This is a genomic window from Bradyrhizobium sp. WSM4873 (assembly GCF_055811355.1).
In genome coordinates, this window is sequence record NZ_JBVVPS010000015.1 from 73610 (window position 1) to 87260 (window position 13651).

12 protein-coding genes are annotated in these 13651 nt (G+C 65.3%); 3 read left to right on the top strand and 9 right to left on the bottom strand.

Annotation, left to right across the window (positions count from 1 at the left end):
* Positions 1–20: 20 nt before the first annotated feature.
* Genes AC0L21_RS20415 through AC0L21_RS20425 form a run of 3 tightly spaced genes read left to right on the top strand, consistent with a single transcriptional unit; the run spans position 21 to position 3788 of the window.
* Complete coding sequence (locus AC0L21_RS20415) at positions 21–1235, top strand: ABC transporter substrate-binding protein (RefSeq protein ID WP_473263622.1); 1215 nt, start codon at positions 21–23, stop codon at positions 1233–1235.
* Positions 1236–1242: 7 nt separating this feature from the next.
* Positions 1243–2976, top strand: coding sequence for an FAD-dependent oxidoreductase (locus tag AC0L21_RS20420; protein WP_473263625.1), 1734 nt, complete (start codon positions 1243–1245; stop codon positions 2974–2976).
* Positions 2977–2993: 17 nt separating this feature from the next.
* Positions 2994–3788, top strand: a complete 795-nt coding sequence (locus tag AC0L21_RS20425) for an IclR family transcriptional regulator (protein ID WP_473263627.1) — start codon at positions 2994–2996, stop codon at positions 3786–3788.
* Between the two features lies 1 nt (position 3789).
* On the opposite strand, the gene AC0L21_RS20430 is transcribed toward AC0L21_RS20425, so the two are convergent.
* The 9 genes from AC0L21_RS20430 to AC0L21_RS20470 all read right to left on the bottom strand — a co-directional run bounded on the left by AC0L21_RS20430 (position 3790) and on the right by AC0L21_RS20470 (position 13647).
* Positions 3790–4566: an SDR family NAD(P)-dependent oxidoreductase gene (locus AC0L21_RS20430; RefSeq protein ID WP_473263629.1), complete on the bottom strand. Its 777-nt coding sequence runs from the start codon at positions 4564–4566 to the stop codon at positions 3790–3792.
* A gap of 58 nt (positions 4567–4624) precedes the next feature.
* Positions 4625–5215 carry a thiamine pyrophosphate-dependent enzyme gene (locus AC0L21_RS20435; RefSeq protein ID WP_473263630.1) on the bottom strand — a complete coding sequence of 197 codons (591 nt, stop codon included), beginning with the start codon at positions 5213–5215 and terminating at the stop codon, positions 4625–4627.
* Entirely contained in the window at positions 5215–5754 is a 540-nt protein-coding gene (locus AC0L21_RS20440; protein ID WP_473263632.1) for a phosphonopyruvate decarboxylase, read from the bottom strand. Before AC0L21_RS20440 ends, AC0L21_RS20435 begins: the two co-directional genes overlap by 1 nt.
* A gap of 324 nt (positions 5755–6078) precedes the next feature.
* Positions 6079–6822 carry an aspartate/glutamate racemase family protein gene (locus AC0L21_RS20445; RefSeq protein ID WP_473263634.1) on the bottom strand — a complete coding sequence of 248 codons (744 nt, stop codon included), beginning with the start codon at positions 6820–6822 and terminating at the stop codon, positions 6079–6081.
* A 9-nt stretch (positions 6823–6831) separates the two neighbouring features.
* Entirely contained in the window at positions 6832–8097 is a 1266-nt protein-coding gene (locus tag AC0L21_RS20450; protein WP_473263636.1) for an NAD(P)/FAD-dependent oxidoreductase, read from the bottom strand.
* Positions 8098–8100: 3 nt separating this feature from the next.
* Positions 8101–9762 (bottom strand): thiamine pyrophosphate-binding protein, encoded by a 1662-nt coding sequence (locus AC0L21_RS20455; RefSeq protein WP_473263637.1) that lies wholly within the window; start codon positions 9760–9762, stop codon positions 8101–8103.
* Positions 9763–9988: 226 nt separating this feature from the next.
* Positions 9989–11179, bottom strand: a complete 1191-nt coding sequence (gene uxuA, locus AC0L21_RS20460) for a mannonate dehydratase (RefSeq protein WP_473263638.1) — start codon at positions 11177–11179, stop codon at positions 9989–9991.
* Between the two features lie 15 nt (positions 11180–11194).
* Positions 11195–12244 (bottom strand): L-idonate 5-dehydrogenase, encoded by a 1050-nt coding sequence (locus tag AC0L21_RS20465; RefSeq protein WP_473263639.1) that lies wholly within the window; start codon positions 12242–12244, stop codon positions 11195–11197.
* Positions 12241–13647 (bottom strand): TRAP transporter large permease, encoded by a 1407-nt coding sequence (locus tag AC0L21_RS20470; protein WP_007613897.1) that lies wholly within the window; start codon positions 13645–13647, stop codon positions 12241–12243. The genes AC0L21_RS20465 and AC0L21_RS20470 overlap by 4 nt, the downstream gene beginning before the upstream one ends.
* Positions 13648–13651: the final 4 nt, after the last annotated feature.

A 13651-nucleotide genomic window follows, 5' to 3' on the forward strand; every position in this document is an offset into this window, starting at 1 on the left:
CCAGAAAGAGAGGGAACGAGATGAGAGGGCTTTTGGCCTGCGCGATGCTCGCGGCCATGACTTCGGCTGCCATGACCACCGTTGCGAACGCGCAAATCTCCGACGACGCCGTGCGGATCGGCGTGCTGACGGATCTGTCGAGCTGGGGCCGCGACAATAGCGGGCCGGGCTCCGTGGAGGCCGCGAAAATGGCGGTGGAGGAATTCGGGCCCACCGTGCTCGGCAAGCCGATCGAGATCATCAGCGCCGATCACCAGATGAAGACCGACGTCGGCGTGCAGATCGTGCGCGGCTGGTTCGACAACGGCAAGGTCGATGCCGTCGTTGACATCCCCAATTCCGGCATCGCGATCGCCGTCCACAACATGGTGCGCGAACGCAACAAGATCGCGCTGCTCTCCGGCCCCGGCGCGAGTTCGCTGACCGACGAGCTTTGCAGTCCCAACACCGTGCACTTCACCTACGATACCTACGCGCTGTCGAAGGTGACGGCCTCCGCCGTGATCAAGGAAGGCGGAAAATCCTGGTACTTCATCACCGCCGACTACGCCTTCGGCCAGCAGCTCGAGAAGGACGCCACGCGCTTCATCAACGAGATGGGCGGCAAGGTTTTGGGTGGCGTGAAGCATCCGACCAACACCGCGGATTTCTCCTCCTTCGCGCTCCAGGCGCAAAGCTCGAAATCGGACGTCGTCGCCTTCGCCAATGCCGGCCAGGACACCGACAATGCGATCAAGCAGTCGGGCGAGTTCGGCCTGGTCCAGGGCGGCCAGAAGCTGGTCGGCCTCCTGATGTTCGACACCGACGTGCATGCGATCGGCCTCAAATCCGCGCAGGGCACCTACATGACCACGGCCTCGTACTGGAACATGGACGAGGCGACCCGCGCATGGTCGCGGAAGTTCTACGAGCGCACCAAGGTGATGCCGACCATGATCCAGACCGGCGTCTACGGCTCGGTGCTGCATTACCTCAAGGCCATCAAGGCCGCCGGCACCGATGATCCCGCCAAGGCGATGGCCAAGATGCGCGAGCTGCCAATCGAGGATACATTCGTCCATGGCGGCAAGTTGCGCGAGGACGGCCGCGTCATTCGCGACATGTATCTCGCCAAGGTCAAAACACCCGAGCAGTCCAAGGAACCCTGGGATTACCTGGAGATCATCAAGACGGTGAAGGGCGAGGACGCCTTCCGCCCGATCTCCGAGTCCAAATGTCCGCTGCTCAAGAAGTGAGGCCAGCATGACCGGCAACGAGCGCAACGCAATTGAGACTTACGAGTGCGATGTGCTCGTGGCCGGATCGGGCTGCTCCGGCATGTCGGCCGCGATCACCGCGCGGTATCGCGGCCTCGACGTCCTGATCGTCGAGAAGGAGCCGCGCTTCGGCGGCACCACCGCGCGGTCCGGCGGCTGGTTGTGGATTCCCGGCACCTCGCTGGCAAAGGCCTACGGCATCGAGGAGACACAGGAACAGGCGCGGACTTACCTGCGGCACGAAGCCGGCAACAACTTTGACGCCGCACGCGTCGATGCATTCCTGAGCGCCGGGCCCGAGGCGGTCGATTTTTTCACCAACAAGACGGCGCTCCGTTTCGACATGCCGCTGGTATTCCCGGATTATCACGCCGAGGCCCCCGGCGGCGCGCAGGGTGGCCGTTCGATGGTGGCGCGCCCGTTCGACGGCCGCGAGCTCGGCGACCAGATCAAGACCCTTGGCACGCCCCTGCCCGAGCTCACCGTATTCGGCATGATGCTCGGATCCGGCAAGGACATCGTCCATTTCATGCGCGCGACGAAGTCGCTGACCTCGGCGGTCTATGTCGCAAAGCGCCTGTCGCGGCATCTGATGGACGTGCTGCGCTATGGCCGCGGCATGACGCTGACCAATGGCAATGCATTGGCCGGGCGCCTCGCGAAATCCGCACAGGATTTGCAGATTGCGATGTGGCTGTCCGCGCCGGTACGCGAGCTGACGGTCGAGAACGGCACTGTCACCGGCGCCATTGTCGCCCGCGAGGGACGCGACGTCCGCATTCGTGCCAGACAAGGCGTCGTGCTCGCCTGCGGCGGCTTTCCGCACGACGTCGAACGGCGCAAAAAGCTGTTCCCGCACGCGCCGACTGGGAACGAGCATTTTTCGCCGGGACCGACCGGCAACACCGGCGACGGCCTGCGGCTTGCGGAAAGCGCTGGCGGGCATGTCGAGGACCGGCTGCCGAACGCGGCAGCCTGGGTCCCGGTTTCGGTCACCAAGCGCAAGGACGGCTCACAAGGTGTGATGCCGCATTTCATCGACCGCGCCAAACCCGGCGTGATCGCGGTGATGCGTGACGGCAAGCGCTTTGCCAACGAGGGCAATTCCTATCACGACTTCGTCCAGGCCATGGTGAAGGCTGCGAAGCCCGGCGAGGAGATCGCGGCCTACCTGGTTTGCGACCACCCGACCCTGCGCAAATACGGCCTCGGCTGCGTGCCGCCATTCCCGATGCCGCTGGGGCATCATCTCGAGACCGGCTATCTTATGCGCGGCGAGACGCTGGAGGCGCTTGCGACAAAGGCGGGCATCGACAGCATGGCGTTCGTCGAGACCGTCAAGCAGTTCAATGCGACCGCACCACAGGGACACGACGCCGCCTTCGGCAAGGGCTCAAAGGCCTATAACCGCTACCAGGGCGATGCGCTGCACGGCCCGAACCCCTGCGTCGCTCCGATCGAGAACGGCCCGTTCTACGCGATCAAGATGGTGGTCGGCGATCTCGGCACCTATGCCGGAATCGTCACCGACGAGAACGCGCGGGCGCTCGATGCGGAAGGACGGGTGATTCCCGGCCTTTACGCCGCCGGCAACGACATGGCGAGCATCATGGGCGGCAATTATCCCGGCGCCGGCATCACGCTTGGGCCGGCGCTGACCTTCGGCTACATTGCCGGCCGTCATCTCGCCGACAGCGCCGCCAAGCGCAACGCGGCGTAAGCCACGCCAGGAGGCGCATGAAGAGAGAAAGCCGCGGCATTCAGTCGATCGAGGTCGGCGGCGAATTGCTCCGCGCCCTCGCCCGCAGCGGCGAGCCGATGATGCTGCGCGATCTCGCGCGCGAGGCCGGCATGACGCCGGCCAAGGCGCATCCCTATCTCGCCAGCTTCTCCCGCATCGGCCTGATCGAGCAGGACGAGACCACCGGCCGCTACGAGATCGGCGCACTCGCGCTGGAGCTCGGCCTGATCAGCCTGCGCCGCCTCTCCGGCGTGCGTATCGCCGGACCGAAGATCGCCGCGCTTGCGAGCCAGATCGGACACGCGGTCTCGCTCGCGGTCTGGGGCACGCACGGCCCGACCGTGGTGCAGCTCGAAGAACCCGGCCAGCCGGTGCACATCGTGATGCGGGCCGGTTCGGTGATGGCGCTGCTGGAGACGGCCACGGGCCGCGCCTTTGCGGCCTTCCTGCCGGAGAAGACGATCAACGCCGCACTCGAAAGCGGCCTCGATCGTCACGGCGTCGGCTACAATCCGAAGCGCACCATGAAAGGCGCGAAGCTCGCCGACATGCTCACCGAGGTCCGCAAGCACGGCCTCGCCCGCGCGCTGGGCGACCCCCTGCCCGGCGTCAACGCATTCTCCGCACCGGTGTTCGACCATTCCGGCCATGTCGCGCTGGTGATCACCGCGATGGGGCCGGAAGGCACGTTCGATGCCCGCTGGGACAGCGCCATCGCCCACGCGCTACGCGACTGCGCCGGCGGCATTTCGAAACGGCTGGGCCACGGGATGACGGCTGCGGCGGAGTGATCTACTTCACCGGCACCGTGTAATTCAGGATCAACCGCCCACCATCCGGGTAGATCGTCTGCCCCGTGATGTAGGAGGCATCGTCACTCGCAAGAAACGCGACGACAGAGGCAACTTCGCTCGGCTCGCCGCCACGGCCGGCCGGCGTGCGTGACATCACGGTCTTGCGGGCGTCCTCCGAGGTGTAGATGGACGACGCCACCATATCGGTCAGGATCGTGCCCGGTCCGACGGCCACCACGCGAATGTTGTGCGGAGCGAGCGCGACGGCGGCCACTGATGTGAGCTGCTTCATGCCGCCCTTGGACATGGCGTAGGTCGCAAGCGCCGGGATCGCCAGCAGCGCGTTCACCGACGACATGTTGATGATGACCCCGCCGCCGCTACCTTGCGCGATCATCTGCTTCGCCGCCGCCTGCACGCCGAAGAACGCGCCCTTCAGATTGATGCCGATGATCTCGTCGAACTCTTCTTCCGAAATCTCCAGGAGGTCCCGGTTGCGAGCGACCCCGGCATTGTTGACCATGATGTCGAGTCGGCCGAAGTCCTTCACGGCGGTTGCGACGAGCTGGTCGACATCGGCGCACTTGGCGACATTGCCGACGACAGTGCGCAAGGCCTCCGGCCGTCCTAGCTCGGCAGCCGTCGCGGCCAAGCCCTCGGCATCGACGTCGGAGATGACGACTTTGACGCCGTCGTCCAGGAATCGTTTCGCGCAAGCCTTGCCGATACCGCGCGCCGCGCCGGTGATGGCGGCGACCTTGCCGGATAGTTTCATGGTCTCACTCCAGAGTAGCTGCTTCGACAGCAGACTGTCGCCGGGTGAGAAACCCGGCTCAGGCCGCCGCGAAGCCGAGATGAGCACGGAACCGGTTCTTGATAAAGACAGCATCGCGCGAGGGCAGCGAGCGCGGCGGATTTTCGGCCAGAACCTTGATCACGAAGAGTCGCGGGCCATCGGCCGGCCCGGCGATTTCAGTTGCGAGGCGCTGCACCTCCTCGATCGTCCGCACGGTTCCGCTCGCGGCAAAGCCGCAAGCCACGGCGATTGCGGTGAGATCGACGCCGCGCCCGGTGTGGCTCGCCTGCATTCCGGTCTCGCCAAAATGCTGATTGTCGATCACGACGATGTCGAGATTGCGCGGGCGTGCGACGCCGATGGTGGCGATGCCGCCGAGGCCCATCAACTGCTCGCCATCCCCGGTCAAGGCGAGGACGCGCTTTCCCGGCTGGGCCTGCGCGAGGCCAAGCCCGATCAGCGCGGCGCCGCCCATGGCGCCCCAGAGATAGAAATTGCCGTCGTGGTCGCCGACCGAATGAAGGTCATAGGTCGGCGAGCCGAGGCCGGACACGACCAGCGTGTCCTTGCGATTTTTCAAGAGCGCGGCAACGGCGGCGCGGCGATCGAGTTGAGCTTGCATTGGCATCACCACTTCTTCTTGCCGATCAGACGTTGCCCGATCAGCACCGCGATCTGCTGATCGGAATCGTAGGCGAGCGCTGCGGCCGATTCCACCGTCTCGACCAGATCCTCCGCCGTTTCCGCCCGCATCACCTTCAGGCCGATCGCCTCCAGCGAGGGCTGCGTCGCCCGGCTCATCGGCACCTGCCAGGGATTGAACTCGGCCCATTCGCCACGCATCGTCACCAGCATCAGCAGTGGAAATCGTCCGATCGCCGACAGCGACAGCATGTTGATGCAATTGCCGACCCCGCTCGACTGCATCAAGAGCACGCTACGTTGGCCGCCGAGCCAGGCGCCCGCGGCGATGGCAATGCCCTCCTCTTCCGTCGTCAGCACGTTGGTGGTGACGTCGCGGTCGGCCGAGAACAGGCGGATGAGCTGGCTGTGGCCGGCATCGGGGACGTAGGACATCTGCCGCACGTCCGCGACTTTCAGGATGCGGTAGAGCTCGGACGGCCAATCGTCTGCGCGCGTGTCGGGATTGGATTGAAGGCTGTGCACCGCTTGTCTCCGTGGATTCGAGCGGCATTCTAGCGATGTTCAGGCCCGAAAGCTCTGACCGTCCGGCGCAATCAGGTATCGAGGGATTGTATAGCTGCTCTTCCGCTGCCGGTGGCACAGCGCACGATGCGCATGGCTGCGCCCTCTCCCCTTGCGGGAGAGGGCATCACCGCTGATAGATACAAACTCATTTGGGTGAGGGGTATCTCTCCGTGCACTCATCCGCATCTGTATGCGCGGAGAGATACCCCTCATCCGGCGCTGCGCGCCACCTTCTCCCACAAGGGGAGAAGGAAGAGGAGCCCATAGACAACTTCTCGACCTCTAGCCAAACTGACGCGGGCGCAGTCCGGCATGAAACCACGTAATCATGGAATAGATGTCATAGACGGGCAATCCGACCTCGGCCTGAAGCGCCGCTGCATAAGGCGGCATGTTGGTGCATTCGAGCACGATCGCGCCGACATCCGGGTTCCTGGCGACCAGCTCCTTGCCGGCCTCGACCACGTCACGTTCCGCCTGCGCGATATCCATGTCGTCCTTCTCGGCTTTGATCAGGACGCGGAAGAACTCCTTGCCGTTCTCGGTGCCGACCAGCGGCGCGTCGAGCGGCACGCCGGCGCCTTCGAGATGGGCCGGCGTCAAGGTCGAGCCCGACACGGTGACAAGGCCGACGCGCTTGCCGGGCGGCAAGGTCGCCTGCACCCACGGCACCTGCATCAGTGACGAGGTTGCGACGGGAACGCCGACCGCGGCTGCGATCTCCTTCTGGAACAGTGAGAGGAAGCCGCAATTGGTGGTGATGGCTTCGGCCCCGAGCCGCACCAGATCCTTTGCCGCATCGATGAAGTCAGGCAGCAGACCGGCCGCACCCTTCAGCACCACCTTCTCCGGCGAAGCCCCACCCACCACGCGATAGAGCACGGGGAAAGGCCAGGTGGTGCCGTTGCCCATGTCGCCGGGAATGCGGGGAAAGCGCGCCTCCAGCATCAAGATGCCGAGCGGCGCCCCATAAATGGCTTTGCCGCCGCGGGCGATTCGGGGGGACGAGCTGGCTGGAGCGGTCATGATGCGATCTCAGAGAAAACGATCGGGCGAAAACGGTGCGAGCGGAATTTCCGGCGGCTTGCCGCTCAGAAGCTGGGCGACGAGACGGCCGGTGCGGGCCGAACCGACGAGGCCGATATGGCCGTGGCCGAAGGCATAGACGATGTCGCGCGATGCCCGCGCGTAGCCGATGCAGGGACGTCCGTCCGGCATGCTGGGCCGATGGCCAAACCAGGTCTTGATACGCGAAGCCGGAATGTCCGTCGGCAGTTTCGGGAACATGCTGAAGAGGTAGTTGCGCAAAATCTCGGCGCGCTTCCAGTTCGGTTCGGCCGCGAGGCCTGCGATCTCGACCGTGCCGGCGGCGCGCAAACCCTTGTCGGTCCAGTTCACCACCATCTTCGCATCCGAGGCCATCATCGAGCTGCGTGGCCCCGATTCCGGATTCTCGATCATGACGTGATAGCCGCGCTCGGTCTCCAGCGGCAGCGGATCGCCGATGGACGCCGTGAGCCGCTTCGAATGCGCGCCGGCGGCAATCACCGCGGCTTCGCAGGCAATCTCGCCGGTCTCGGTCCGAACAGCCACGAGCTTGTTGCCGGAAAGCTTCAGCCCAATTGCCTTGGCCCGCACGAGCTCGGCGCCGCTTGCCAGCGCATGTTGCGCGAGGGCCGCGACATAGGCACCGGGGTCGCGGCAGCGCCCGGCTTCCTCCACCACCACGCCAAAAGTGTAGCGCGGATGCAGATCGGGCTCGCGCTGACGCATCTCGTCGGGCGAAAGCTCCAGCCATTCGACACCGACGCGCTTGCGCACGCGCCAGCCGAGATCATTGTCGAAATTGCCGCGTGACGGGAAGACATGCATCACGCCATTACGCTCGATCAATTCAGGGACGCCCGCCTCCTCCGCGAGCTTCCTGTGCAACAGCGGCGCGTCCTTCAGGAGGTCGCGCAGCGCAAAGGCCGTCGTCTCGACCCGCGCCTCGGTCCAGCCCGAGAGCAGATATTTGATCAACCAGGGCAGCGCCTTCGGCAGATAAGACCAGCGGATCGCGAGCGGTCCGAGCGGATCCATCAGATAGCCAGGCACCTTCTTCCAAACGCCGGGCTCGGCCGGCGGGATCACCGAATGCGAGGAGAGCCACCCGGCATTGCCGTAGCTCGCCGCCTGTTCGCCACCGGGCTCGCCCGGATCGATCAGCGTGACGCGATGGCCCTCGCGCAGCGCCTCGATCGCGCTGATCACGCCGACCGCGCCGGCACCGATGATGGCGACGTGGCGGCTTTGCGACATCGCCTAAGCCTTCACCGCAGGGGCAAAGTCCTTGCCGACCGACATCGCCCGCGGATCGATGATGCAGTGGAGGATCGACGGCTTGCCCGAGGCGAGCGCACGCTCGAACGCCGGCGCGAACTCTTCGGTGCGCTCGACACGCTCGCCATGGCCGCCGAACGCTTTTGCGTACATCGCGAAATCCGGGTTCTTGAGCTGGGTGCCGACCACGCGTCCGGGATAGTCGCGCTCCTGGTGCATGCGAATGGTACCGTATTGCGCATTGTCGACGACGATGACGACGAGGGCTGCGTCATACTGCACGGCGGTCGCGAATTCCTGCCCGTTCATCAGGAAGCAGCCGTCGCCGGCGAAGGCTATTACGGTACGGTCCGGATATTGTCGCTTGGCGAGCACCGCGGCCGGCACGCCATAGCCCATCGAGCCCGACGTCGGCGCAAGCTGTGAAGCAAAGCTGTGGAAGCGGTGATGGCGATGGATCCAGCCGGCATAGTTGCCGGCGCCGTTGCAGACGATCGCGTCCTTGGGCAGGCGATCGCGCAGCCAGGTCATCACCTGGCCATACTGGAACGTGCCCGGCAACTCGCGTGCCTTGTCGGTCCATGCGAGGTAATCGGCATGTGCCTTGGCGGCTTCGCCCTTCCAGGCAACGGCGCCTGCCGGCTTCAGCGTCTCGACCGCGGCCGCGAACGCGGCGGGCGTGGCCTGGATCGCGAGCTCAGGCTGATAGATGCGGCCTAGCTCTTCCGAGCCGGGATGAACGTGGATCAGCTTCTGCCGCGGGGTCGGAATGTCGAGCAGCGTGTAGGATGAGGACGGCATCTCCGACATGCGGCCGCCGATGAGGAGAGCGACGTCGGCGTTGTCGATGCGCGCCTTCAGGCCCGGGCTCGGCCCGATGCCGAGATCGCCGGCATAATGCGAATGATCGGCGTCGATCAGCGACGCGCGGCGGAACGAGGTCGCGACCGGCAGGTCGAAGCGCTCGGCAAAGCGCGCGATGCTCCTGGTCGCCTCATCGGTCCACCGCGAGCCGCCGAGGATGACAAGCGGCGCCTTGGCGCTTGCAAGCATGGCGCCAACGCGCTCGATATCGGCAGGCGCGGGCCAGCTCACCGCCGGCTCGATTCGCGTCGCGTCGGCGACGGCCGCGGTCTCGGTCAGCATGTTCTCCGGCAGCGAGATCACGACGGGACCGGGCCGGCCCTGCATGGCGACGCGGAAGGCGCGCGCGACCAGCTCGGGAATGCGGTCGGGACGATCGATCTCGACCGCCCATTTCGCCATGGTGCCGAACACCGCCTTGTAGTCGAGCTCCTGGAACGCCTCGCGCTCGCGTATGCCGGTGTCGACCTGACCCACGAACAGGATCATCGGCGTGGAATCCTGCATCGCGATGTGGACGCCGTGGCTCGCATTGGTGGCGCCGGGGCCGCGGGTGACGAAGCAGATTCCGGGGCGGCCCGTGAGCTTGCCATAGGCCTCCGCCATCATCGCCGCACCGCCCTCGGCACGGCAGATCATGACGTCGATCGGGCTGTCGTGCAGCGCATCGAGCGCCGCAAGGTAGCTCTCGCCCGGTACGCAGGTGACGCGCTCGACGCCTTGCGCGACCAGCTGATCGATCAGGATCTGGCCCCCGGTGCGGGTGTTGCGAATGGTCATGACGGCTCCTCAAGGCTTTGGCGATGCATTTCGCAGCTTCGCGAAAATTTTGCTCGGAGCTGGCGTAGGACAGGCCGACAGGGCGCGCAAGATCGAAAGGCTTCTCGCACCCTGCGCAGGCGTCATGCCCGCCCCTGCTGGTTGCACTGCAGCCCATTCGCGACGACGCGGAGCGCCGCGCCGCGATCGACCGGCTCTATCCGAAGCTCGGCGCGATGGCGGCGAGCTACCGATGCTCGATCGCGCGGATCGCGCCACGGAGCTCGGCGAGGCCGCGGAGGCGGCCGATGGCGGTGTAGCCCGGATTGGTGCGCTTGGTCGCCGCGAGATCGTCGAGCATGCGGTGGCCGTGATCCGGCCGGAACACGATCTGCCGGTCGGGCGAACGCCGCGTGTTCTCCTTCAGCAGCGCCTTCAGCACCGCGACCATGTCGACGTCACCGTCGAGATGATCGGACTCGTAGAACGACAGGCCGTCGACCTCGCGCTTGGTCGCGCGCAGATGCGCAAAGGCAATGCGCGGACCGAAGCGTTCGGCCATCGCGGGCAGGTTGTTCTCGGCGCGCACGCCCAGCGACCCCGTGCACAGGCAGATACCATTCGCCTTTGACGGCACGGCATCGAACAACGCCTGATAGTCATCGGCGCTGGAGGCGACGCGCGGCAGGCCGAACAGCGGGCGCGGCGGGTCGTCCGGATGCAGTGTCAATGAGACCCCGAGCTGCTCGGCGACGGGTGTGACGCGGCCCAAAAACTCGGCGAGATGCTGCCGCAGGATTTTTGGTGTGACGTCGCGATATGTTTCGAGCCGGGCGCGGAATTGCGGGATGGTCATTGGCTCGGTAGTCGAGCCCGGCAGCGCGCTGGCGATGACCATGACGAGATAGTCGATATCGGCCTGGCTCATCTGGTCGAACAGCTTTTTCGCGCGAGCCTGCTGCTCCGGCGAATACTCCTGGACGGCGGCGGGGCGCTTCAGAATGTGCAGCTCGAAGGCGGCAAAACGGTCCTGGTCGAAGCGCATGGCACGGGCGCCGTTCGGCAGCTCCCATTCGAGATCGGTGCGGCACCAGTCCACGACGGGCATGAAGTTGTAGCAGATGATCTTGATGCCGGAAGCGGCAACCGCCTCCAGGCTCGCGATCCACGTCTCGATCGAGCGCGTCGCCTTGGCCCCGAGACGCTTGACGTCGTCGGGGATCGGAATCGATTCCACCACCGACCATGTCAGCTGCGAACGGCCGGGTTGGCCGTTCTCGATGAAGTTCTTGCGCTCCTCGACCGCCTTGCGTGTCCAGGCTTCGCCGATCGGCACCTGATGCAGTGCCGAGACGATATCGGTCGCGCCGGCCTGCCTCACATCATCCAGCGACACGGGATCATCCGGCCCGTACCAGCGCCATCCCTCGAGCATCATAGGAATTCTCTCCGATCAGTTCGCGGTCAGCACGACCTTGACGCTCCGCGAGCGGTCGAGCGCCAGCCGCAGCGCGTCCGGCGCGGTGGACAGCGGCCGCTCGGCGGTGACCAGCGACAGCACGTCCACGCTGCCGTCCGCAATCAGCTCCACCGCCGTCATGAACTCGAGCCCGAAACGGAACGAGCCGCGCAGGTCGATCTCCTTGGCCATCACCGCATTGGCCGGCACCGGAATCTGGCCGCCCGGCAGATTGCCGATCTGCACCAGAATGCCGCCGCGCCTGATTATACCGATCGCACTGGCAAGGCCTGCAGCCGTGCCCGAGACTTCGAACGCGACATCGTAGGGGCGCGAGGCGGCCTGCGCCTTCAGGCCTTCCTCGCCGGCTGCGACATTCTCGACGTGTGAGGCGCCGAGCCGGGTCGCAAAGGCCAGCGGCGCCGGCGCGATGTCGGCCACCGTGATGTCGGTCATGCCGGCGCGGTGCGCAGCGAGCATGGTCAGAAGCCCGATCGGACCGGCACCAAAAACGATGCCGCGCTTGCCTTCGATGTTGCCGGCACGCGCGACGGCGTGCAGGCAGACTGCGAGCGGCTCGGCGAGCGCCGCGGCCTGATAGGACACATGATCGGGGATCTTCACGCACTGCGCCGGGATCGCGTCGAAATAATTGGCAAAGCCGCCCTGCATGTGCGGCGTCTTCGAGGCCGAGCCCATGAAGTAGATATTTTCGCAGAGGTTTTGCCGGCCTTGGCGGCAAGCGACGCAACGGCCGCACCAGCGCGATGGGTTGACGGCAACGCGGTCGCCGACCTTCAGGTTCGCCGCGGATCCCGCGATCTCCACGACCTCGCCCGAAATTTCGTGGCCGAGCACCAGCGGCGATTTCACCACGAAATCGCCGGTGCGGGCATGACGGAAATAATGCATGTCCGAGCCGCAGATGCCGCCGGCGCCGAAACGGAGGCGGACCATGCCTTCCGCGAGCTTGTCGAGCGGATGCTCGACCATGCGCAGATCTTCGGGGCCAAACAGGGTTGCGGCGAGAGCTGTGGATGTCATTTGGAAAGTCCCATGTATTTCGGCAGCCAGAGGGTCAATTCGGGGATGTAGGTGATCGCGATCAGTGCGAGCATCAATGGCACCAGCCAGGGCAGGATCGCCACCGTCGTGCGCTCGACCGACAGCTTTGCGACGCGCGCGAGCACGAACAAGACCATGCCGAGCGGCGGATGCAACAGGCCGATCATCAAGTTCAGCGTCATGATCAGACCGAAATGGATCGGGTCGATGCCGAGCTTGAGCACGATCGGCAACAGGATCGGCACCAGGATGGTGATCGCCGCCGTGGTGTCGATGAAGCAGCCGACGAACAGGATCAGGACGTTGGCGAGCGCCAGGAACACCCATTTGTTGTGGGTGATGCTGAGCATCCAGTCCGACAGCAGTTGGGCTGCCTGCGACACCGTCAGCAGCCAGGCGAAGATCGAGGCTGCCGTGACGATGAACAGCACCGAAGCCGTGGTCTCGATGGTGTCGAAAGTCGCCTTCGCGACCGTTTTCATCGTCATGGTGCGGTAGCGCACCAGGCCGAGGAACAGCGACCAGATCACGGCGGCGACGGCGGCTTCCGTCGGGGTGAACCAGCCGAGCGTCATGCCTCCGATCAGGATCACCGGCGCCATCAGCGCCATCACCGCAGAGAAGTCGAAGTACCAGTCCATCGCGAGCAGCACGACCAGGCCAAGCCCAACTGCCCAATTGGTTGAGAGACCGGCGACCGTCAGAAGCCAGACAGCCATCGGGAAGCTCAGTACGACGAGGATCTCGAGCCCCGCCGATCCCAATTGCGGCCAGGAGAACGGCGTATCGCTGCCCCATTTGTTCTTGTGCGCGAAGTAGGTGACGGTGGCCATCATCAGTAGCGTCAGGACGACGCCTGGAATGACGCCCCCCAGAAACAGCGCGCCGATCGAGACGTTGGCCATCATGCCGTAGATCACGAAAGGCAGCGAGGGCGGGATGATCGGCCCGAGCGTGGCGGACGCCGCGGTGACGCCCACGGAGAATTCCGTGGAGTAGCCGTGGTCCTTCATCGCCTTGATCTCGATGGTGCCGAGACCGGCGGCATCCGCGATCGCGGTGCCCGACATGCCGGAGAAGATCACCGAGCCGATGATGTTGACGTGGCCGAGGCCGCCGCGCATCCAGCCGACCAGCGCGACGGCGAATTTGTAGATGCGCCCGGTGACGCCCGCGATGTTCATGAGATTGCCGGCCAGGATGAAGAACGGCACGGCGAGCAGCGGAAAGCTCTCCACCCCGGCGATCATGCGCTGCGCCAGCGTGACGTCGGGAGTTACCCCGCTGACCAGGATGTAGAGCAGCGACGACGCGGCCATCGCGATGGCCACGGGAACACCGAGCAGCATCAGGACGAGAAAGCCTCCAAGCAACAGCAGCATGAAA